Origin of the sequence: Dorea sp. ICN-14282 (genome assembly GCF_037890115.1) — a bacterium.
Taxonomy (GTDB): Bacteria; Bacillota; Clostridia; order Lachnospirales; family Lachnospiraceae; genus Dorea_B; species Dorea_B phocaeensis.
Genome location: NZ_JBBKBH010000001.1, coordinates 133,177 through 156,223, shown reverse-complemented (window position 1 = coordinate 156,223; position 23,047 = coordinate 133,177). Strand labels below are relative to the sequence as shown.

Annotated in this window: 19 protein-coding genes, 1 tRNA gene and 1 riboswitch; of the genes, 1 reads left to right on the top strand and 19 read right to left on the bottom strand. The window is 44.1% G+C overall.

Translation table 11 applies throughout. The annotated features are described in order from the left end of the window. Window positions 1-28: 28 nt before the first annotated feature. The 6 genes from WKT00_RS00710 to WKT00_RS00685 form a co-directional block, all read right to left on the bottom strand. Complete coding sequence (locus tag WKT00_RS00710) at window positions 29-307, bottom strand: DUF2325 domain-containing protein (RefSeq protein ID WP_101694624.1); 279 nt, start codon at window positions 305-307, stop codon at window positions 29-31. Window positions 308-381: 74 nt separating this feature from the next. Continuing rightward, window positions 382-1,038 carry a DUF3793 family protein gene (locus WKT00_RS00705; protein WP_101694625.1) on the bottom strand — a complete coding sequence of 219 codons (657 nt, stop codon included), beginning with the start codon at window positions 1,036-1,038 and terminating at the stop codon, window positions 382-384. A gap of 199 nt (window positions 1,039-1,237) precedes the next feature. Further along, window positions 1,238-1,669, bottom strand: a complete 432-nt coding sequence (locus tag WKT00_RS00700) for a MarR family winged helix-turn-helix transcriptional regulator (protein WP_101694626.1) — start codon at window positions 1,667-1,669, stop codon at window positions 1,238-1,240. 13 nt (window positions 1,670-1,682) lie between these two features. After that, on the bottom strand, window positions 1,683-2,246 hold the full coding sequence (locus WKT00_RS00695) for a folate family ECF transporter S component (RefSeq protein ID WP_101694627.1): 564 nt from the start codon (window positions 2,244-2,246) through the stop codon (window positions 1,683-1,685). A gap of 67 nt (window positions 2,247-2,313) precedes the next feature. Continuing rightward, a riboswitch (THF riboswitch) is annotated at window positions 2,314-2,423 on the bottom strand. A gap of 61 nt (window positions 2,424-2,484) precedes the next feature. Then, entirely contained in the window at window positions 2,485-3,867 is a 1,383-nt protein-coding gene (locus WKT00_RS00690) for an MATE family efflux transporter (RefSeq protein ID WP_340260302.1), read from the bottom strand. Window positions 3,868-3,903: 36 nt separating this feature from the next. After that, window positions 3,904-5,190, bottom strand: a complete 1,287-nt coding sequence (locus WKT00_RS00685; protein WP_101694629.1) for a homoserine dehydrogenase — start codon at window positions 5,188-5,190, stop codon at window positions 3,904-3,906. Between the two features lie 180 nt (window positions 5,191-5,370). Here WKT00_RS00685 and WKT00_RS00680 point away from each other — a divergent pair. Further along, a tRNA-Gly gene (locus WKT00_RS00680) sits at window positions 5,371-5,443 on the top strand. A gap of 155 nt (window positions 5,444-5,598) precedes the next feature. On the opposite strand, the gene aspS is transcribed toward WKT00_RS00680, so the two are convergent. The 13 genes from aspS to WKT00_RS00615 form a co-directional block, all read right to left on the bottom strand. Next, window positions 5,599-7,401 carry an aspartate--tRNA ligase gene (aspS, locus tag WKT00_RS00675; protein WP_101694630.1) on the bottom strand — a complete coding sequence of 601 codons (1,803 nt, stop codon included), beginning with the start codon at window positions 7,399-7,401 and terminating at the stop codon, window positions 5,599-5,601. Window positions 7,402-7,420: 19 nt separating this feature from the next. Beyond that, a complete protein-coding gene (hisS, locus tag WKT00_RS00670; RefSeq protein ID WP_101694631.1) occupies window positions 7,421-8,692 on the bottom strand; it encodes a histidine--tRNA ligase in 1,272 nt (423 codons plus the stop codon). Then, complete coding sequence (gene hemZ, locus WKT00_RS00665) at window positions 8,677-10,113, bottom strand: coproporphyrinogen dehydrogenase HemZ (protein ID WP_340260297.1); 1,437 nt, start codon at window positions 10,111-10,113, stop codon at window positions 8,677-8,679. Before hemZ ends, hisS begins: the two co-directional genes overlap by 16 nt. A 15-nt stretch (window positions 10,114-10,128) precedes the next feature. Next, window positions 10,129-10,749 (bottom strand): MBL fold metallo-hydrolase, encoded by a 621-nt coding sequence (locus tag WKT00_RS00660; RefSeq protein WP_340260295.1) that lies wholly within the window; start codon window positions 10,747-10,749, stop codon window positions 10,129-10,131. 5 nt (window positions 10,750-10,754) lie between these two features. Beyond that, window positions 10,755-13,100, bottom strand: coding sequence for a RelA/SpoT family protein (locus WKT00_RS00655; protein WP_101694634.1), 2,346 nt, complete (start codon window positions 13,098-13,100; stop codon window positions 10,755-10,757). A 106-nt stretch (window positions 13,101-13,206) separates the two neighbouring features. Then, window positions 13,207-14,967 (bottom strand): single-stranded-DNA-specific exonuclease RecJ, encoded by a 1,761-nt coding sequence (gene recJ, locus WKT00_RS00650; RefSeq protein WP_340260292.1) that lies wholly within the window; start codon window positions 14,965-14,967, stop codon window positions 13,207-13,209. A 77-nt stretch (window positions 14,968-15,044) separates the two neighbouring features. Next, entirely contained in the window at window positions 15,045-17,312 is a 2,268-nt protein-coding gene (gene secD, locus WKT00_RS00645) for a protein translocase subunit SecD (RefSeq protein ID WP_101694636.1), read from the bottom strand. Between the two features lie 46 nt (window positions 17,313-17,358). Next, on the bottom strand, window positions 17,359-18,753 hold the full coding sequence (gene scfB, locus WKT00_RS00640; RefSeq protein WP_101694782.1) for a thioether cross-link-forming SCIFF peptide maturase: 1,395 nt from the start codon (window positions 18,751-18,753) through the stop codon (window positions 17,359-17,361). 16 nt (window positions 18,754-18,769) lie between these two features. Then, window positions 18,770-18,952 (bottom strand): hypothetical protein, encoded by a 183-nt coding sequence (locus tag WKT00_RS00635; RefSeq protein ID WP_340260289.1) that lies wholly within the window; start codon window positions 18,950-18,952, stop codon window positions 18,770-18,772. A 16-nt stretch (window positions 18,953-18,968) separates the two neighbouring features. Continuing rightward, complete coding sequence (scfA, locus tag WKT00_RS00630) at window positions 18,969-19,112, bottom strand: six-cysteine ranthipeptide SCIFF (protein WP_101694638.1); 144 nt, start codon at window positions 19,110-19,112, stop codon at window positions 18,969-18,971. A 72-nt stretch (window positions 19,113-19,184) separates the two neighbouring features. Next, a complete protein-coding gene (locus tag WKT00_RS00625) occupies window positions 19,185-19,559 on the bottom strand; it encodes a TIGR04086 family membrane protein (protein ID WP_101694639.1) in 375 nt (124 codons plus the stop codon). A gap of 57 nt (window positions 19,560-19,616) precedes the next feature. After that, window positions 19,617-20,162, bottom strand: coding sequence for a stage V sporulation protein T (gene spoVT / locus WKT00_RS00620; RefSeq protein WP_101694640.1), 546 nt, complete (start codon window positions 20,160-20,162; stop codon window positions 19,617-19,619). Window positions 20,163-20,238: 76 nt separating this feature from the next. Then, window positions 20,239-23,034, bottom strand: coding sequence for an SHIRT domain-containing protein (locus WKT00_RS00615; RefSeq protein WP_159459844.1), 2,796 nt, complete (start codon window positions 23,032-23,034; stop codon window positions 20,239-20,241). Window positions 23,035-23,047 lie beyond the last annotated feature (13 nt).

Genomic DNA, 23,047 nt, shown 5'->3' with positions numbered 1-23,047 from the left:
CCTCCCTCTTCCACATTTCTCCTCTTCCCTATTTGCAGCACGTAAGCATAGCCTCCAGCGCATTAGCACTGCTGCTGTGCGACCGCTCCACACGGATATTGTAACGCTCTGCCTCTTTCAGCGCACAGCGAACCATCTTGTGCGCCACCGTAGAGGTGAACAGGATAATCAAATCCGGCCGGCCAATCTGCGTCTTTAGATTTCCTGACATTCTTGTAAATACCTTTGCCTTACATTGGTGCTTCCTGCATATCTGCTTGTACTGCTGTTCCATCCTCTCGTTGCCGCCTATAATTACAACACTCATCCGAACCTTCCTTTCCTGCCGCTAGTCATTTCCCTTTGGATTCCCGATTCCATATCTGTCATGCCAGACCATTCCTACGCCGCATGACAGACAATTTCACACATTCTCTTTCCTGTCAGAAATTCATTCACCGCACTTGTCTTCGCCTTGTCATAAGCCAAAAATATCATTCTTGCCCGCTCAGGATTCTCATAAACCTTCCAATATCCCGTCAAAAGACTTCCCTTTCCTTCCTGCCGGATAAACCCTCTGACATCCTCCACCGGATAATCTAAAAATGCTCCGATTTCGTGGGGAAAACAAATATGATTTCCGGAATATTCACAGACTCTATGTGCCAGCCTCTCAAGCACCCTCTCAAGCCACTCTTCTTCCATTTCATCCGCATTTAACGTTCCGACTCTTCCTTCTTCGTCTCTCTCCATATCATACGCATATCCATATTCCCTTAAAAAAGAGGCGACATCTCGCCGTTTCAGATATCGAATCAAAGACTTTCTTCGATAAAAATACACCAGACTTTTCCCCTTACGGGATGCCAGCACAAAATATTGAATCCCTGTTTCTTCTAAAGCTTCTTCCAATTCCTCACACTGCGATGCTTCCAGATTCATCACACAGGCAACTTTGATTCCTTTTAAAAACGGCGCGCCCTGCAGAATCATCCGAAACTGCAGCCTTCTCCTGATATCTTCATTGGAAAGCATGTATGATATAACTTCTACCGGCATTTTAATTCCCTCCTTTTATTTGATTATGATTATCATTTGCATTAATATTATCATAGACGAATTGCCTTGGCAAGAACTATTTTTCTAATACGGATATCTGAATACATAAAAAAGACCCCTATGCTTAACATAAGAGTCTTTCCATTCTTTTCTGCTTTTATTCATACGGACACTTTCATGGATCTTCAAACCATATTAATTACGGATCTGAAATATTATACAACACCTGATCCAGCATCCGTTCCAATGCCGCGACCTCCTTCTTACTCATACCAAGAGTCAGCATCTTGTCGATCTTCTTGCGGTCTGTCTCCATCCTTCGCTGGATATCATAGGCTTTTTCTGTCAAATAAATATTCTTGCATCTGCGGTCCTTATTACTTGGAATAATCAAGATATATCCTTTCTCATCCAGACGTTTTAACAACCCGGTTACGGTAGGATTCTTAAGGCTTAACGCTTTCTCAATATCCTTTTGGTTGACCGCTTCCTTACTGCTATGGAACAAATAATCCAAAACCGCGCACTGAGAGGATGTAATGCCTAACTTTTTCAGTCGGTTATTGCATTCTTTCTCATATACGTTATTAATCTGTTTGATCACAAACCCAATGGGCACCCTCTCTTTCATCCGCTCCTCCTACTTAAGATCTGGCAGTGCTTCCCACCTCTGAAAATACCCGCGCACGGGAAAGAATTTTCGCCACCGAATAATACAGCACAATCTCAATTGGAAGCATAATCAGCTGCTTTACTGCTCTCGCCGGAAATAAAGCAGCATAAGTGTCTCCATAGAGAATGGTCATCCAATAAGTGTTAAGAAACAGATTGATTAAGATCGTCACCGTCGTATTGGCCATGATAATCCGCTTTAAGCTAAGCGGCTTCCGATACAGGAACATTCCATAAATAACAGACGCCAGCATGGCGCTGATGGTGAGTCCTGGGAAAAACGCTCCTACCGGCTTAATGATAAAAGAAATAATATCAGCCAAAGCCGCAACCACACACCCCACTCCGGGGCCAAAAAGCATAGCCGTTAATTCCTTTGGCAGGAAATCAAAGCCAAGCCTCAAAAAGTCTGTCAGCTGCAGGCGGTAAAAGCCCAATACCACGGTAATCGCCAGCAGCATAGATGCCGCCACCATGGTTTTCATGCTTCTCAACTCTTGAAAGGAATCTGTAAATTGAGTTCTTAGTTTCTTCATAAAAAATACCTCCTTTGCAGTAGTCCTTAATGCTACGCATAAGCAGGTATATACACTGTCTATGTGTAGCAGCGGGATGCGGAACATGTACCGCAAACAATCCATTGCTGATTGCTTTTCGTCCCTCCGGCAACTCCCCGTCCGACTGGCACTTAACGCACATCTTCCTACTCTGCTTTTCTTTATTCTATTATTACACACACATTCTAGCACACTCTGTTTTATAACTCAACCCTTTTCATCCGGCGAAGTTCTCACAACATTTCATTTTGCGAAGCTCTCGCAGCGCATATCCAATTGCCACCAGTGCCGCCGCTGCGTCTGCAATCGGTCCTGCATACATGACACCGTCAATTCCCATAAGAATCGGGAAAATAATAATCAGCGGCAAAAGGAAAATCACCTGTCTTGTTAAGGACACCACAATTCCAAGCTGCGCCTTCCCGATCGAGGTGAAAAATCCCGACGACATAGGCTGAATTCCATTGATAAACGTCATCAGCATATAGATGCGCAGATAACGCTCTGCAAAGTGAAAATATGCCTCACTTCCCCCTCCGAAGATTCCCACGATAGATCGCGGGAAAATTTGGAAACACAGGCAGAAAATAATCCCCGTCAGCAATGCTGCCCGAAACGCCAATCCATAGGCCTTCCGCACCCGGTCATATTTTCCGGCTCCGTAATTATATCCCCAGATTGGCTGACATCCCTGGGAGATTCCGATACAAATTGCCATAAAAACCATATTCACCTTGGAAATCACACCCACACAAGCCAATGGAATATCCGTTCCATAAGAAGACAACGCACCATAATGGCGCAAAGTATTGTTCATCGTAATCTGAACGACTGCCATAGAGACCTGATTGATGCAGGACGCCATACCAAGGGATGCAATTGCCCGAACGAAATCGCCCTTCGGACGAAGCATAGAAAGCGTCAGTTCCATATTCCGCACCTTCCAGAAATACACAATCACCATCATGCCGGATACCATCTGACCAATCACCGTCGCCCACGCTGCACCTTTAATCCCCCAATTGCAGCCAAAGATAAACAACGGATCCAAGATCGTATTTAAAATGGCACCTGTCAGCATACACATCATGGAATACGTCGGGCTTCTGTCCGCCCGGATCAAATGATTGCCTCCCGTCGTCAACACCAGAAACGGAATTCCAACGGCCGTAATCCCGGTATAGTCCTGCGCATAAGGAAGCACCTCCGGCGTGACGCCAAAGAGCTCCAGGAGAGGGTTTAGGAACACCCCTACAATGATAGATATGATGACTCCACATATTACCAGGAGCGAAAGACCTGTCGCAGCAATCTGACATGCTTTCTTTCCCTGTCCCGCTCCCATCTCCAGATTAAAATTAGACGCACTTCCGATTCCCAAAAGCAGCGCTGTAGCCGTACAGATAATCGATACCGGAAATGCAATGTTCGTAGCTGCATTTCCCAGCATTCCCACTCCCTGCCCAATAAAAATCTGATCCACGATATTGTAAAGAGAGCTTACCAGCATACTGATAATGGCTGGTATTGAAAATTTTGCCATCAACCTTCCAATCCGTTCTGTTGCCAGCGGATTTGCTTCTTCTACTCTTTCACTCATGTTCTAACCTGCTTTTTCCAGTTTCTTACTCTTTCTTTAATATTCCCGGATCACACTGCTGATCTCTCTTGTGGTCTCCATATCCCGAAGATGCATCAGTGCATCTTCCATATGATATTCTTTCACCGGCTCTGTGACGATCACAAGTTCTGCAACTCCATCTGTAATTCTTTTCTGAATCACCTTTGAAATACTTACCTTGTGTACACCAAATACGCTCGCAATTGCCGCTAATACCCCCGGCTTATTGTCTACCTGCATCCGAAGGAAGAACTTATTCTTAATATCACGGAAATCCTTTATCTTCGTCGTCCGGTAACAGGTACAGCTGATCCGCCCCGTACAGTGGTACTGGATATCCCGGATCACATCGATCACATCACCCATCACAGCACTGGCTGTAGGGAATTCACCGGCGCCACGCCCATAGAACATCACATCGTCAACCGCGTCTCCATGCACAAACACTGCATTAAAAGAATCCCGAACAGATGCCAGCGGATGGTTCTGATCAATCAGCATCGGATATACCGCCACTTCGATTCCACCTTCTGTATTATGCGCAACACTCAAAAGCTTAATCACACTTCCGAATTCTTTCGCATAACTGATATCTCTGCTGGAAATTTTCGTAATTCCTTCTGTATAAACATCCTGAAATGTCACACGTGAATGGAATGCAATTGAAGACAGAATCGCTGCCTTTCTTCCTGCGTCCAGCCCCTCTACATCCGCCGTAGGATCTGCTTCTGCATAACCATACTCCGTTGCCTTTGCAAGCGCTTCCTCAAAATCCATTCCATCTTCAAACATTTTGGTCAAAATATAATTGGTGGTTCCATTCATAATTCCCACCACTTCTGTAATCTCATTGGCTGCAAGGCACTGTTTCATCGGACGAATAATCGGAATTCCTCCAGCCACAGCAGCCTCAAACAGGAAATCCACCCCATGTTCTTCAGCCGCATCCAGAAGTTCCCTTCCATGCTCCGCTACCAGATCTTTATTCGCAGTTACCACGTTCTTCCCAGCGCGAAGAGCTTCTAGAATCCGGGTTCTGGCTGGTTCAATTCCACCCATCACTTCTATGATCAGCTCGATCTCATCATCCATGATAATCTCTTCCCACTGATCTGTCAGAAGCGCGGGATCCACGCCTTTTCTCTCTTTATTTCTATCACGCACCAAAATCCTAGTAATCTCAAATCTTGCTCCCGTCTTCGACTCCATCTCTTCTTTCTGACGTTTTGCCAGTTTATAGACACCTGCGCCCACCGTTCCAAATCCAAGAAGTCCTGCTTTTATTATCTTATGTTCGGCCATTGCACTCGCACTCCTTTTCCAAATATTTTCTAAAAGTATAGCATAAAACAGGGCAATCTGCACGGCAGAATTATTTTTTCATTTTTTTCAGAAAAAGTGTTGACATCCATCTTTTCTTGTAGTATAGTATTCATTGTTCTGAGGAACACAAACGACACAGAACAACACAAAACATCAAATGCGACAGTGGCTCAGTTGGTAGAGTACGACCTTGCCAAGGTCGGGGTCGCGGGTTCGAACCCCGTCTGTCGCTCTCAAAAAACACTTGGAAAATTCCAAGTGTTTTTTATTTTATACCGAATGAAAACTTTTATAATTATGTCAGTTCTCTTCCATCCATACACAAAGAGGCGGCTCCCACTTTGGAAACCGCCTCTTTGCGATATTTACTCTTTTATCTTTCTATTTTTACTCTACGCTTTCTTCTTCACCTTCGCCCAGAGCCAGTCCCAGCTCTTCCAACTGTTTTTCGTCCACCACGTTTGGCGCTTCTGTCATCAGACAGGATGCATCCTTCACTTTCGGGAACGCAATGACATCACGGATACTGTCCTCTTTTGCCATCAGCATTACCATACGGTCCAGTCCGTAAGCAAGTCCTGCGTGAGGCGGAACTCCATATTTAAATGCATCTAAGAGGAAACCGAAACGGTCATAAGCTTCTTCTTTAGAGAAGCCAAGTGCCGCAAACATTCTCTCCTGTACGTCATCCTGGAAGATTCGTACACTTCCTCCGCCGATCTCATTTCCATTCAGCGTAATGTCATAGGCTTTCGCGCGTACGCGTCCCGGTTCACTTTCCAGATATGGCAGGTCTTCTTCCATCGGCATGGTAAATGGATGATGCATCGCCACATAACGGTTCTGCTCTTCACTCCACTCCAAAAGCGGGAATTCTGTAATCCACAGGAACTTATACTCATCCTTGCGAAGAAGGTCCATCTGTTTTGCCAGCTCCAGACGCAGATTTCCTAACACATCCCATACCACTTTATTCTTATCTGCGGCGAAAAGAAGCAGGTCTCCTGATTCTCCGCCCATGGCATCAATCAATGCCTTCATCTCTTCCTCTGTCATAAATTTTGCAAAGGAGGATTTCACTGTCCCGTCATTTTGAATTGCAATATAAGCAAGTCCCTTTGCGCCATAATCCTTCGCAAAGCTTACCAGCTTATCAATCTTCTTTCTTGGCATCTCGCCCTGGCCTTTGGCGTTGATTCCCCGAACCGTTCCGCCATTCTCGATTGCCCCTTTAAACACTACGAACTCGCTGTCCTTCACAACTTCTGTCACATCCGTAAGCTCCATGCCAAAACGGGTATCCGGCTTATCGGAGCCATAACGATCCATGGCCTCCTGCCAGGTCATACGCGGAATTGGAAGCGGCACTTCCACATCAAGGACATCTTTAAAGAGTTTTGCCAGCAGGCGTTCATTCACGTCAATCACATCGTCCACGTCTACAAAGGACAATTCCATATCAATCTGTGTAAACTCCGGCTGACGGTCTGCACGCAGATCCTCGTCACGGAAACACTTTGCAATCTGGAAATACCGATCACATCCAGAACACATCAGCAGCTGCTTGAACAGCTGCGGAGACTGTGGAAGTCCATAGAAATTACCTGGATGCACACGGCTTGGCACCAGATAATCTCTGGCTCCTTCCGGAGTACTCTTTCCAAGAATCGGAGTCTCAATCTCCAAAAATCCTTCCTCAGCAAGGAACTGTCTCGTCAATGTTGCCACTCTGCTTCGAAGCAGCAGATTCTTCTGCATATCCGGACGTCTCAAATCCAGATAACGATATTTCAGTCGAATCTCTTCCTTCGTCTTGGAATTTTCTTCGATCGGGAACGGAGGCGTCTCTGCCTCAGACAGCACCCGAAGCTCGGATGGAATCACTTCAATATCTCCGGTAGACAGATTTTCGTTGACTGCTCCAGAACGTTTTGCTACCTTTCCTACAATTGCCACTACATACTCTGCACGAAGCTTTGCTGCCTTTTCAATCAACGCTGCGTCCGTACTTCCTTCTTCAAATACCACCTGGATCAGCCCAGAACGGTCTCTGACATCAACGAACACCAGTCCGCCTTTGTTTCGATTCTTCTGTACCCATCCCATAATCGTCACGTTCTCGCCTACGTTTGCCGCAGACAATTCTCCACATCTGTGACTTCTTTTTAAGCCTTTCATTGACTCTGCCATTTTTCTTTACGTCTCCTCTCTATAACTGATCCACAGAATCGCAATAACAGTCTACAATCTCACTGTATCCGTCTTCCATCAGCTGCTCCTTCTGGAACTTCTTATTCTTCTTCATATTTGCAATCAGCACCTGGCTTCCGGCTTCTCTGTCCGCCTTCGCCATAGCAAGCACCTTCAGCATTCCTTCTTTTGGCATGTTTTTCTCCAACAGATAAGCTTTTCGCTTCGCCTTTCCCGGAACCTGATAACCATTTTCCAAAAGCAGCATTACGATTCTCTCAAATCCGATGGAAAATCCACAAGCCGGCGTATCCTGTCCGGTAAATTTTCCGATCATCTTATCATAACGTCCGCCTCCGGCTACTGAGCCGCCGAAATCGTCCATGGTTACCTCAAAAATCGTACCTGTATAGTAAGATTGTCCTCTCACCAGCGTCGGGTCAAATTTAAGATTAAACTCACACTCTTTGGCCGCTTCCACACTGGATATAATCAGCTCCATACCATCCGCCGTCTCATCTTTTAAGTAATCTCCAAGCTTTTCCTTCAAGTAACGGACACCCGTCACATCCGAATTCACTTCCTCAAAAAGATTCAAATAGGTTTCCACATTTTCTTTGGTATAACCCATCTCTTCCAGTTCTTTTGCAACGCCTTCGGCGCCAATCTTATCCATCTTGTCAAGAATGATGAACACTTCATCATAATCTTCTTCTCTAAAGCCACTGTAAGCCGCCATCGCCTTTAAAATGTTGCGGTCATTGATGCACACTGTAAAGTTGCGGAAGTTCAGTTTCCCAAGCATGGCTGTTGTTGCAAGGATCAGCTCAATCTCCGCCAAATTGCCCGGTTCTCCCAAAATATCAATATCACACTGCATAAACTGGCGGAAACGTCCTTTCTGCGGACGGTCTGCACGCCATACATTTCCAATCTGCAGAGCTTTAAACGGAGACGGAAGCTCATTTGCATGATTTGCGTAATATCTTGCAAGAGGAACCGTCAGGTCGTAGCGAAGTCCGCCGTCTGCCAGATCATTTTCCTCTTTTGCCGTATCAATCTTAAGCTTCTCTCCACGTTTCATAATCTTAAAGATCAGCTTTTCATTATCTCCCCCCTGCTTGCTGCACAGGTTCTCAATATGCTCCACACAAGGAGTCTCCATAGAGGTAAATCCATAGGTTTTATAAGTATCTTTGATCAGCCAGATCACATAATCCCTAATTTCCATCTCCTGTGGCAGGATATCTTTCATCCCGGTAACCGGCTTCTTCTTTAACGCCATAACCATTCTCCTTTTCGTTCTATCATCTCATCAATGCGGTCAATGTACGCATCAATCGCCTTTACATTTTCAATCCGCATCAATCGCGTCAGTTTCTGATTTCCACGTCCAGATGGCACCGGCTCTTTCAGCACAATTTTCGTCGATGCTCCAGCACCTGCTGCCACAATGGACTGTTTTTCTTCCATAATAAGTATATTGTATATTCCCGCTTTGTCAACCTTTGCATAACCAACATTTTCAAAATTCCCGGCAATATTCTTCTGGCGGTACAGATAATACGGGAAAAGCCCCATCCTGGCCGCCGATTCTGATGCTGCATGGATCATCTGTCCCAGACATTTTGCCAGCTTTCCACCGTCTTCTCCTAAGTCTTTCTGCTCCATCTTCGCCGCCCGCTTAATCGCAAGGGAGTGTACCGTCAGACTGTCCGGCGCCAGGCTTTCAATCTGGCGGAGAGTATCTTCCATCTCTTCACTCGTCTCCCCCGGAAGCCCGGCAATCAGATCCATATTAATATTATCAAATCCGATTTCTCTTGCTAGATGAAACGTCTCATAGATCTCTTCCACCGTATGTTTTCTTCCGATCGCATCCAGCGTTTTCTGCTGCATACTCTGAGGGTTAATCGAAATCCTGGTAATTCCATGCCGCTTCAATACTTCCAGCTTTTCTTTGGTCACACTGTCGGGGCGTCCCGCCTCCACGGTATACTCCAACAAAAATTCCCGCGAAAAACTCTGATCAATACAGGCAAGAAGACGCTCCAGCTGTTCTGCACTCAGAGTTGTAGGCGTTCCTCCGCCGATATAAATGGTATTTAACTTCTTATCCTTCGACCGTTCTGCAATAAATGTCAGCTCTTTGCACAGAGCATCCACATACTCTTCTACCCGGTCTTTCCAATCTGAGAGAGCACCCGAACTAAAGGAACAATAGGTGCAAACCGATGGGCAAAAGGGAATCCCCACATACAGACTATAACCATTCTCATAATCCAAGCGGTCTAAAAGCTGTTTTTCTCTTCCTGCAATCTCCCATGCAAGTGCTGCTTTTTCTTTACTTACCTTCATTTCATTTTGAAACCATGATAGGTATGTTTCATAATCCCAACCTACTTCCAGCTTCTGCATGGCAAGCTTTGTCGGGCGTACCCCTGTTAAAATTCCCCAGGCAAGTGTTCTTCCTGTAATCTTTGCAAGCTTCTGATAAAGTATCCGGTCCAGCTCTTTTTTCTCCATTTCCCCGGCCGCAGAATCTGTATCATCAAAGATTTCCACCTTCTGTCCGTCCGCAAGCTGTACCATTACATAATTAGAGGCTTTTTCCTCTACTCTGCAATGAATTTCCTCAGAGGGGTAAAAAGCCTTAATTACATGATACGCATTATAAGTATAAGTGTCTCTCTTACATATAACCTGAATCATTCTATTTGCTCCATTCTAAATAAATGGGTTATTCTGTTTCTCATAACCGATGGTGGTTTCTCCCATGTGTCCCGGATAAACCTTCGTCTCATCCGGCAATATCAGCAGTTTTTCCCGGATGGAATGCATCAGATCCGACATACTGCTGTTTGGGAAATCCGTCCTTCCTACCGATGCCTGGAACAAGGTGTCCCCACAGAAAAGTGTGTTTTCCGCCTCTACATAATAACAGCATCCGCCTTTCGTATGTCCCGGTGTATGAATCACCCGAAATTCATATCCTGCAAAGGAGAGGATCTCTCCATCTTGCACCGTCTCTGCCTTCGTAAATACATACCCCTCTGTATAAGTAGCGGACAGGTTCAGCCGCGGATCTTGCAGCACCTCTTCGTCCTCCTCCTCTACATAAACCGGTACATCATATTCTTTCAGGAACCCATCCAGCCCCATCATATGATCAAAATGGCCGTGTGTCAAAAAGATTGCTTCCACCTTAAGTCCTTCTGATTTCAAATGGTTCATCAGATATTCCGGGCTTGCTGCCGGATCAATGATCACGGTCTGCTTCGTTTCTTCATTAATCACGAGATAACAGTTGGTACTGATGATCCCCGTTACAAATTTTTCTATTTTCATCTCTTCTACCCCGCTGTTCTTTCTATATCGATCACACCTTCTAACTGCCTAAATTTCTCAATCAGCCGCGTCAATTCTTCTCTTCTGTGAACGATAAATCCCATCTCAATCGTTGCTGTTCCCTTCTTGCTGGTACGCACATTCATAGACTTCACATCTACATTACCCTCGGTGAAAATCTTAGACAGCTCCATCAAAAGTCCCTGTCTGTCATAGGCATACATTTTAATTTCTGCCAGATACTGTCCGCCCGACTTTTCTGCCACATCGCTTTCCCACTCGGCGTCGATCAAACGCGCCCGCTCTGACTCGGACAGGTGAATCATATTCACGCAGTCGGTTCGATGGATGGAAAGTCCCCGTCCTCTGGTAACAAATCCTACGATTTCGTCTCCCGGCACCGGATTACAGCAACGGGAAAACCGGACTGCCACATCGTCAATTCCTTTGACCACAATTCCACTCTTGGATTTTGCAATATGCACCTTATTCTTCGCTGCTTCTGCAACCTTCTCAAGAACCACTTCATCCGTCAATTCCTGCTTGTGCTCTTTGTTGTATTCCTCAGCCAGACGGTTGACTACCTGGCCTTCCTTCAATCCACCGTGGCCGATCGCTGCAAGCACCGCCTCCCAATCTCGGAATCCGTACTTTTTCTGTACAATCTCCATATACTTCGTATTCATAATATTGCTCTGGTTGATGTTCTTGGTCTTACAGTAAGCAGTAATCATCTCTTTTCCCTTGATGATATTGCTTTCCTTAAATTCCTTCTTGAACCATTGGTTGATCTTATTCTTTGCCTGTGTACTCTTAACGATGTTCAGCCAATCCCGGCTTGGCCCCTTGGAATTCTGGGATGTTAAAATCTCAATTCTGTCACCGTTTTGAATCTTATAATCAATGGTTACCAGTTTGCCATTTACTCTGGCTCCTACCATCTTATTTCCCACTGCACTGTGAATCGCATAGGCAAAGTCGATCGGTGTAGAGCCGTTTGGAAGATTCTTAACGTCTCCTTGCGGGGTAAAGCAGTATACATCCTCTGCAAAAAGATCCAAATCCCCTTTGATCAGATTTAAGAACTCCCGGTTATCAGACATATCTCTTTGCCACTCCAGAATCTGTCTAAGCCAGCTTAATTTTTCTTCTTCCTGCGCTGCCACACTCTTCTTTCCATCGTTTGATTCCTTATATTTCCAATGAGCAGCAATTCCATATTCTGCCGTCTTATGCATCTCCTGCGTACGAATCTGAATCTCAAATGGCTGTCCCACCGAACTCATCAGCGTCGTGTGCAGGGATTGATACATATTTGGCTTTGGCATAGCAATATAATCCTTAAAGCGGCCGGGGATCGGCGTATACATCTCATGAATCACTCCCAGCGCCGCATAACAGTCTTTCACAGAATCTACAATGATACGAACTGCGAACAGATCATAAATCTGATCCACCGTTTTATCCTGATTCACCATCTTTTTATAAATACTGAAGAAGTGCTTAACACGGCCATTGACATCCGCCTGAATCCCGGCATTTTTCATATGCGCGGAGACTTCATCCACAATCTGCTGAACGAATTCTTCCCGCTCCGTCTTTCTGGCATTGATTTGGTTTACCAGATCAAAGAATACCTCCGGCTGAGAATATTTTAAAGCCAGATCGTCAAGCTCTGTCTTAATCTTGGAAATACCAAGCCGCTGCGCAATCGGCGCATAAATGTCCATGGTTTCTTTCGCTTTTTCTTTTTGCTTCTCCGGCCGCATAAACTGAAGCGTCCGCATATTGTGAAGGCGGTCCGCAAGTTTGATAATAATCACACGAATGTCCTTTGCCATTGCAAGGAACATTTTCCGAAGGTTCTCCGCCTGTACTTCTAATTTATCCGAAGAATAAGACAGCTGTCCCAACTTTGTAACGCCATCTACCAGAAGCGCTACTTCCTCGCCAAACTCTTTCTTAATATCTCCGTCCGTCGCATCCGTATCTTCCACCACATCGTGCAGAAGTCCTGCTACGATCGTCTCCTTATCCATCTCCAGATCTGCCAGAATAATAGCAACCCAAAGCGGATGAACGATATACGGTTCTCCTGATTTACGGCACTGAATCCCATGCTTGTTAGCTGCAATATGATAAGCCTTCTCAATCATGGTCACATCCGTAGACGGGTGATATTTTCTGATACGGGCGATCAACATATCAAATAACTGGTCTGGATTTTCATAATCCTTTTCTGCCTTTACAGCGTGGCCGTCTACGATATCCAGTCCTTTTGCATTGTCTTTCACCAGCGCCTCCGTCACCGCGTGGCCGTCCAGTGTCTCATATGTTATTTTCCCTGACATATCAATGCCCCCTTTTTTTCGCTCATTCTCGCTTTAAACTTATTCTTAAGTATAGCATTACTCCGCATTATTTTCAAACAATTCTGCATATTTCCTATTCCATCATTTACTGATAATGGGTAATCACAATCTGAGGCGTCATCTGTCCCTGATACTCATTGAGATCTGGATAATAGGTCAGGGACATCCGAATATCTCTTCCTCTTCCCGTCAACAGCTCTTCTTCTGCCTTTTGTCCATATCGTTCTTTTACACACGCAAGGAAATTTTCTGCGTCTCGAAAACACAGTGCGTCTATCGATACTCCTCTTCCGTCTCTGACGCGAAGCTTTAGTACGCTGCGATTTTTCCCCAGGATTCTGGCTCCTAGAAGCTCCACATTTCGAGCTGCAAATACCGGCTTGGCATTCCCTTTTCCAAAGGGCTCCAAAAGCGACAGCTCTTCTATAAATTCTTCCGTTACACAGGAAAACGGAAGTTCCATGTCAATGACCACTTTTTCCTGCATCTCTTCTTCCGTCAGCGTACAACATTCATTCAGCATCCTGCGAAATTTCTCCACGTTACAGCTTTCCAACGAGAACCCTGCCGCCATTTTATGACCTCCGTATCGCGTCAAAAGTTCCTTACAGCGGCTTAGCTCCTCGTACATATGATACGTCTCAATGGAACGCCCGGACCCTTTGACACCTTCTTCCGCATCCGTCAGCACAAAGGTCGGCCGGTGATAACACTCCCGAATCCGTCCTGCTACGATTCCCGCAAGACTTTCATGGCAGCCCGCAAGATAGATCACCAGCACCCGGTCCTTTGAAAGACTTGTGGTTTCTACCAGTTCTTTCGCCTGCTCTACTGCTACTTCTGTCAGATCTTTGCGGCTGTCATTGAGCGCCTTTAAATCTCCCGCCAAAAGAGCCGCCTCTTTTTCGCTTTTGCTTCGAAGCAGATTTAATGCCCGCTTCGCAGTATCCAGACGTCCGCTGGCATTCAGACAAGGCCCCAGTACAAATCCGATGTGGTAGGCATTCACCCGTCTACGGTCAATTCCCGTACACTCCATCAGCGCCTTTAACCCAAGGTTCGAAGTCCGCCCCAGCATCTGCAGCCCTTCCCGAACCAGAATCCGGTTCTCACCTTCTAAGTCCATAACGTCGCCTACCGTAGCAATAGCCACATTTTCAATCAAATCATCAAAATCCTCTTCATCTCTTCCCATGGCCTCTCCTAATGCCTCAATCAGCTTATAGGCTATGGTTGCACCACAAAGTCCCGAAAAGGGATAATCACAATCCTTCTGCTTTGGATCAATGACTGCATCTGCCGGCGGAAGGTGGTACCTCTTCTTTCCTTCTGTTTCCTCATAAGGAATCTCATGATGATCCGTCACGATCACGGTCATTCCAAGACTTTTCCCATAGGCAATCTCCCTGGAAGCCGCGATCCCGTTGTCACAAGTAACAATGGTATCTGCCCCTTCCTGATATGCCCGTTCCACCAATTCCATGCTCAATCCATATCCATCTGCGATCCGATCCGGAATATCACTGTCTACTTTCGCTCCAAGTCTCTCCAGCCCTTCCATCAAAATATAGGTCGCGTTGACTCCATCAATATCATAATCTCCTATAATTCGGATTTTGCATCCTTCTGCAATCTTCTCCCGAAGGATATCCACCGCCTTTGACATATCCTTCATCAACATCCCATCTTTCAGATCGGCCAGTGTTCCATTCAGATACTGGTCAATCGCATCATCTCCCACAATATCCCGGTTACGGATCAGACACGCCAGTCTGGGACTAATATGGTATTTTTTCCCAATTGCTTCAAAATCAGCACCCTTTCTCAAAAGCACCCATTTTTCCATCTTGTCTTATTCTCCTCTTGTTCTATAAAAAACGGACTGCTGCAAAGAAAATAAATCCCCGCAACAGTCCATTGTTCTTATTTCTGTTTCTTTTCTGCTTTTTTCTCAAGCTTTGCCTTCATAACATACCACAATGCTCCTGTGATACATACAGAAGAATATGCTCCTGCTATAATACCAACCATAAGCGGAAGCGCAAACTCACGAACGGAGCTGACTCCCAAAACAAACAGTACCGCTACCATTACGAACGTAGTCAGTGAAGTATAAATACTTCTGGTCAGCGTCTGTGTGATACTCTTGTTTACCACCTCTGCAAGATCCGTTGTTCTCGTCTTGTAACGAAGTTCCTCACGGATACGGTCAAAGATAACGATGGTTGCATTGATAGAATATCCAACGATGGTCAGCATACATGCAATAAATGTATTTCCTACAGAAATTCTTGCCACTGCGTAGAATACCATTACAATCAGTACGTCATGGAGCAGCGCCAGTACTGCACTCGTTGCAAACCGGATATCCTTAAATCTAAACCAGATGTAAAGCAGCATACAGATTGTCGCAATAATCACTGCCACTACTGCATCCTGACGCATTTCATTGCTGACAGTAGAACTGATATTTTCTGCTGTAATCTTGGAAGTATCTACACCAAATTCATCTGCCATCGCCTGATTCAACGCTTCTCTTTCCTTCAGATCCAGTGTTACCGTCTTGATAATTACCTGCTTCGTTCCAGCTACTTTCTGGGTCTGTACATTGTGATCTCCGGTTACCTCTTCAATGACCGGCACAATCTCACTGTCAATCTCTTCAATGCTGTAAGCCTTGTCGAAGGTTACGTTGGTTGACGTTCCTCCTTCAAATTCCAGACTGTATGCAAATGCGCCCTTGCCTGTTGCAGAGTTAACTCCCATATAGATAACTCCTGCCACAATCACAGCCAGTGAAATACCAAAGAATACTTTTTTCTTCTTCAGGAAGTCGAAAGCTTTCCGCTCCTTCTGCGGACGATAATACAGTCTTTCCTTCTTAAGTCCCACTGCATAGAATGCATATACGATCATTCTGGTAATTACCAGCGCCGTAAACATGGATACGATAATACCAATGGCAAGTGTCTGTGCAAAGCCCTTCACAGAACCGGAACCTTTGAACCACAGCACTGCCGCAGCAATCAACGTTGTAACGTTTCCGTCCACAATCGCAGACAACGCTTTTCCAAAACCGGTTTTCAGAGAGTTCTTCACACTCTTTCCGCGGCTTAATTCCTCTCTCACACGAGCGAAGATAATGACGTTTGCATCCACCGCCATACCAATACTTAAGATGATACCTGCAATACCCGGAAGCGTCAGTGTTACGTTAAACGCATTCAGAATCACCAGGACAAGTCCTGTGTAAATCAAAAGCGCAAGACTGGATGCCAGTCCGCCCAGCGAATAAACACAAATCATAAAAATAAATACGATGGCAAGTCCGATTGCCCCTGCCTGTACACTCGTCTTAACCGCTTTTTCTCCAAGCTGAGCTCCTACAACATTGGATCTTAATTCCTCCAATTCCAGCTTCAAGCCACCAATACGAATGGTAGACGCAAGGGTGTCTGCATCTTCGAATGTCATGGAACCGGAGATCTCTGCCTGTCCGTCTTCAATTGCCTCATTTACATTCGGTACGCTGACGAATGCCCCGTCATAGTAAATTCCGATGGATTCTCCCGCTGCTGCTGCCGCTCTTGTTGCATCCGCAAATTTTGTCGTCCCCTCATCGGTAAACACCAGAGATACTACATTTTTATTGGCATTGGTTGTCTCATCCTGTCTGGTTCCTGCTTTTGCACTCTTAACGTCCACACCTTCTAAAACAATGCTTCCATCTGCCTTCAATTCATCAATTGTCTTCGTTAACTTATAGTCCTCTGCCTCGTTGCCGGTATTATTTACCCTTTCATAATTGGCTGTTCCGTCGCTTCCTGTCTGCTTAATAAAATACAAGCTTCCAGGCTGTCCCAGATCTTCCAGGATCTCATTTGCATCAGACACTCCCGGAATTTCAATATTGATCCGGTCGTCTCCTTCCTGGTAAACACTCGCCTCTGTGCTGTACTGCTCCACACGTTTCTGCAGTTTATAGATGGTGTCACTCATCTCTTCTTCTGTCGGATTCTCATCCTTGACCTGATACGTGATACTAACACCACCCGCCAGATCCAACCCCAGCTTGATGTTCTTCATCGCACCGGTTCCGTCTTTTCCGAATCCGACCAGCACTGTAAATCCCAGTACCGCAATCAGTACCGCAGTCGTGATCAGACTCAGCACGCCTTTTTTCTTGTTCATGCCGCTACTTCCTTTCTTAATTCCTTCCCTTATAATGATATATGTATTATACGTCAGCCAAGGCTGCCTTCATCATAATCGCACATTCTACACGCTTGCGCTGCATTTCACAGCCAATATCATAGGCATCATGAATGGTGCCATGGAAATTATAGGCATTCGCCATACATCCGCCGCTGCAGTAAAATTTCGCAAAACAATCCCTGCACTTATCCTTGGAATAGACATTGCAGCTTCTGAACTCGTCTGCAATCTCCGGCTTTACAATTCCCTCATCTACGTTACCCATCAGAAATTCTTCCTGTCCAACGAACTGATGGCACGGATAAAGATCCCCCCACGGAGTCACAGCCAGGTATTCCGTTCCTGATCCACATCCGGATAAGCGTTTTGCCACACACGGCCCACCGTCTAAGTCTATCATAAAATGGAAGAAATTAAACCCTTTTCCCTCTTTCTCCCGCTCAATCATCATCTTCGCAAGCTTGTCGTATTCTTCCATAATCACCGGAAGATCTTCCTTACGGATTGCGTACGGATCACTCTCATCCCCTACAACCGGTTCAATCGACATCTGCTTGAATCCCAGATCTGCAAAGTGCAGAATATCCTCTGAGAAATCCAGATTATTTCTGGTAAAAGTTCCTCGAACATAATACTTCTCCTGATTCCGGCTCTCGGCCAGCTTCTGGAACTTCGGAACGATCAGATTATAGCTTCCTGCTCCGTTTCTAAATGGACGCATCCGGTCATTGACTTCTCTTCGTCCGTCCAGGCTCAGTACTACGTTGTCCATTTCTTTATTGACAAACTCCTGAATCTCATCATTTAACAACACTCCATTTGTCGTAATGGTAAAACGGAAATGTTTGTCGTGAAGTTTCTCCTGCTCTCTTCCGTAAGCGACCAGGTCTTTCACTACCTGCCAATTCATCAGCGGTTCTCCTCCAAAGAAATCCACTTCCAGATTTCTCCGGTTGCCGGAATTTGCAATCAGAAAATCCAGCGCCTTCTTGCCCACTTCAAAACTCATCAGCGCGCGTCTCCCATGATATTCCCCCTCTTCTGCAAAGCAGTATTTGCAAGCCAGGTTACAATCATGCGCAATATGAAGACAAAGAGCCTTTACCACCGTCTTTCTCTTCTTTACTTCATCAATCATGCATTCATAAGTATCCGGAACGAACAGTCTCCCTTCTTCTGTCAGCTCCACAACGTCAGAAAATGCGTCCCGAATCTCTGACTCCTGATACGTTCCGCTGAGCTTTTCAATCACACCTTCTAAAACAGAAGGCTCCAAAAGTTCTTCCTTTGTATAGTCTTTTCCAGGCTCGTTTAAACTCTCAATCACGTCATAACACAGGTCGTCCACCACGTGAACGGCTCCGCTTATCACATCCATTACAATATTATATCCATTATTACGGTACTGGTGAATCACAGCCATATACCCCTTTCTATTTTCCTATTCTTCCGGCTTCTCTGATAGTGCCGCATACTGCTTTCACACAGCACCGAACTTTACCGCCGGATTCTCTTCCTTGTCCACAACATTTCTCGCCCAGATCCGTTTTACCCGGAGATGCCAGTAACGCAAAAGAAACAGCGACCCTTAAGACCGCTGTCTCCGAGTATTCCATATGACCTGAATCTTTCTTATTTCTTCTGCTCGCAAGTCTGATTTCCTACGGTACAGGATGTCTTGCATGCAGACTGACAGGATGTCTGGCACTCACCGCATCCACTCTTCTTTAAGTTGTTGTTCATCGTCTGTGTATTTAATGTCTTTACGTGTTTCATGTCCACATTCCTCCTTACTTTGCTTAACTTCTGTTATTATACCATCTTCCCTTCATTTTCGCAATGCTTTTATCACGAAATCATCCCTCCTGCCATACCGCCTCCCGCACACAGGATGAATGCCGTCAGCAAATTCCCCCCGCTTCCATTCAACGTATGATAAACGCCAAGGGTAATCAGAAGCAGTAGCACAAAATAGCCGGTGCCAAGCAGCATTCCCCACAAGAATCTTCTTGTCTTCGCCATCTTTCCAATCACAACGCCCCCAGCCAGTGTAGAGGTAAGATAAATTCCGATAATAGCTGCCGACACCGTCTTCTCATTCAATTCCAGCTTGTAAAGCGCTATAGTCAAAAGAAGAAGCAACACTCCCGTAATGACATAAGACAGCAACAGCGATTTCAGAACCCACATCACTTTCGATTCCTTTTGCAGATGTTTTTCCATCCTCATCCCTCCTTGTCTCTGTCACATCGTATGCGGAACTTCTTTCCGGTATGCCTATTACTGCTCCATTTGGCTTCCTAAAAATTCTGCTGCGCACTGCGCCATCTTCTGCTCCAGTTCTCCAAAGGGCTTCTTTGCTTCTTTTTCAAGCAAAATCACCCCGCCGATTACATCTCCTGCACAGATTACCGGCCATAAAACCTCATGCGCATAATTTTCTGCCTTCTCATCTATAGTCACATATCCCGTCTCTCCCTCCGATGCCGCAATCATCTTTCTGCCTGCAAGTGCATTTTCTAATGTCCGGTTGATATATCGCTCCTTCCAGTCCTTTTTTCCACTTCCAGCTGCCGCAATCACCTGATCCATATCACAGATCAACACCAGACAATTCAATACCCGAGACAGACTCTTAGCATACTGTTCGGCAAAAGCTGACAATTCTCCAATGGGCGAATATTTTTTCAGGATTACTTCCCCTTCTCTGTCTGTAAAGATTTCCAACGGATCTCCCTCCCGGATTCTCAAAGTCCTCCTGATTTCTTTCGGTATCACCACTCTTCCAAGATCATCGATTCTTCTGACTATCCCCGTTGCTTTCATAAAAAAACTCCTCCACTTACTGTACTTTCCATTTTTGGAAATAGTATCTGTAAATGGAGGAATTTTATACCTTATTTTACCGTTTATGTTGATTTATTTGTCGTTTTCTTCGATACACCCCAAAAACACTAATACCAGAAACCATTACCAGTAAGATCCAAAGTGTCATGTTTGTGCTGTCTCCTGTTTCAGGAGTCTTATCATTTACAGATGCATTTGGCACAACTGGTTTATTTAGATCATTTGGTTTGTTTGGTTCACTTGGAACTACCGGTGTAGCTTTTGCTTTTACCGTTACTTTGATTGTTTTCACTGATGAAGCGCCTTGACGATCTGTCACCTTATATGTAACTTCATATGTTCCTGCTTTTGTAGTATTGACCTCATTTTTCAAGACTGCAATTACGCTTGTAAGATCACCATCTTCCTTATCGGTTGCAGTTACATCTTTTAATGGATCAAATTCATCTCCGACTGTGATTGTCTTATCTCTTGCGTCGATTGTTGGAATCTGATTCAGACCTTCCATTTTCGGATTAACGGTTACATAAATCGTCTTTATGAAAGAAGCTCCCTGGCTATCCATTACTTTATAGGTAACTTCGTATACTCCAGCTTCACTTGTATTTACTCCATTTTCAATCACATTTTCTATTGTCAATGGAATACCGCCATCTTCTTCATCGGTTGCAGTTACATCTTTTAGTGGATCGAATTCATCTCCAACAGTAAGTGTCTTATCGCTTGCATTGATGGTTGGAACCCGATTGATCATACTTGCATTTCTCTTAAACTCCCAAGTTCCAACAAACTCTACATTCTCTGTTACGTTCTCATATTGATCAGGTGTCCAGCCTTTAAATGTCCATACACCATCTGCAACTTCTACATCATCAAATGTTGTATCCGGTGCAGTTACTGTACTTCCATGCTTAATGCTTCCTGCTGTTGGTAACTGATCTTTGATTTCTGTTGGAAGTTCTTCATCTTCGTTTGTAGATTTAAAGCTGTAATTTACCGAATAGCTATTTAATTCAAATTCCCAGGTTCCTGTAAATTTAATGTTTCTGTCTTCATCTGCTGTCGTTTCACTTGCTATTTTGCTATCGGCATCATATCCCTTAAATGTCCATGCACCATCTGTAACTGCAACTTTTGTTTCCCCTGGTTGAATTGCATTGATTGTATCACCTTCGGAGTATTTATTAGAATCTTCTGGCAATAAAGCAGTCACCTCAGGTGGAAGCGCTTTTCCTCTGGTTCCACTTATAAAATCATAGATTACATGGTATTCATCTTTAAAAGGACTTATTTTAAAGGAAACTGTTCCAGTAAAGTAGCTTTTAGTTCTAGAATCGGCGCCTTTGTTGTTATTAAATAAAAATGATAGTTGTGCTTTTTCAAATGGATTTTTACTTTTGCTATTTACATCATTCTCAGGAATATAAATATATGTTTTTCCATTTAATTTAGAAGTTGTATAGCTCTTTGAAGTATTGTCTGCAAATTCAACATTAACAGAGCTAGTATCCGTTAATGTGCCATCAATATCAATCGGCATTGGCAATTCAACTTTATACATGCCATTTTCTAAAGTTGTGATTACTGTTTTATCATAAGTAATACTTTGACTTCTAGCACTAAATGTTCGTCCTGCTACAATACTATTTGGCAGAGTTGTTTGCATTGGACTTAAATCAAATATTTGATTGCCTCCCAGGTCTAGAAATCTTAAGCTATCAAATTTAGATTTACCTAATGGTTCAACAGATTTAATTTTATTACGTCCTAAAGCGAGCGTTCCAATTTCTTTATGTTTTTCGATACCTTCAATAGATTCAACTTCATTGTAATTACATTTTACATAATATAATTCTCCATTCAATTGGCTAACCACAGGAAAATCTTTAAAGCCTGTTCCACTTAGAGATAATTCACCTAAATTTGGCATATTGCTAATTGCTTTAGCAATCATTTCAGGAGTATATGAATCTTTTGGCAAATTAGTACTATTGTCACTAATTTCAGTTATTCTTAATTGTTTCAAATTCGGATAATATGTATTCGTAATAGGTTCAATTGTTTCTCCTTTTGCCAATCTACTACAATCAAACAAATACATTCCATGAATATTTGTTAAATATTGTAACCCATCTAATGAAGTCGTATATTTAGCTGTACTTCCATTATCTCCATCTTTACCAAAATCAAAAACAAGATCTCCCCATGGATCATATTGAGGAGTTGCTAAAATCTCTTCTGTAACATATTGTCCACCCTGGTGACTTAATCCTGTAAATTCACCATAATTATTAATTAAATGTCTACGCATTGCCGCATCTTTGATAGAAACTAAACCTTCTACCGTATACGATTTTGTAACGGAGTGTTCTGTCCCATTCAAAGAATAGTTGATTGTAAAATTATAGGTTCCATTATCATAAAAATAGAATGTATATGTCCACTTAGAATTCTTATCATCTTTCTTAATTTCAGAATACTCAGGATATAAAGATTCGGCAGACGGCTCTATACTCGTTATTTCCAGACCATCTTGATATGGAATTTCCACAGTCAGCTGCATTAACTGCCATCCATTATATGGAACTTCTCTATCATATTCTAGAATTGTTTGTGTTGTTCCGCTCCATGGAGTACCATCAAAGAAAGTTGCTCCTTTTAACTGAATGTCCACATTTAATTCATCGTTTTGATTTGCAGCTACTTTTGTTTTATCTTCATTAACTTCTTGCAAGGCTTCATATGGAAGTGGAGAAGCATCTGTTCCTTGCGCGAATGCAGTCTGAGGTATCAAACCTAATACCATAACCAGTGTAAGAACCCTTGCAATTATCTTCTTAGGTAAATTCACTTTTATTCACTCC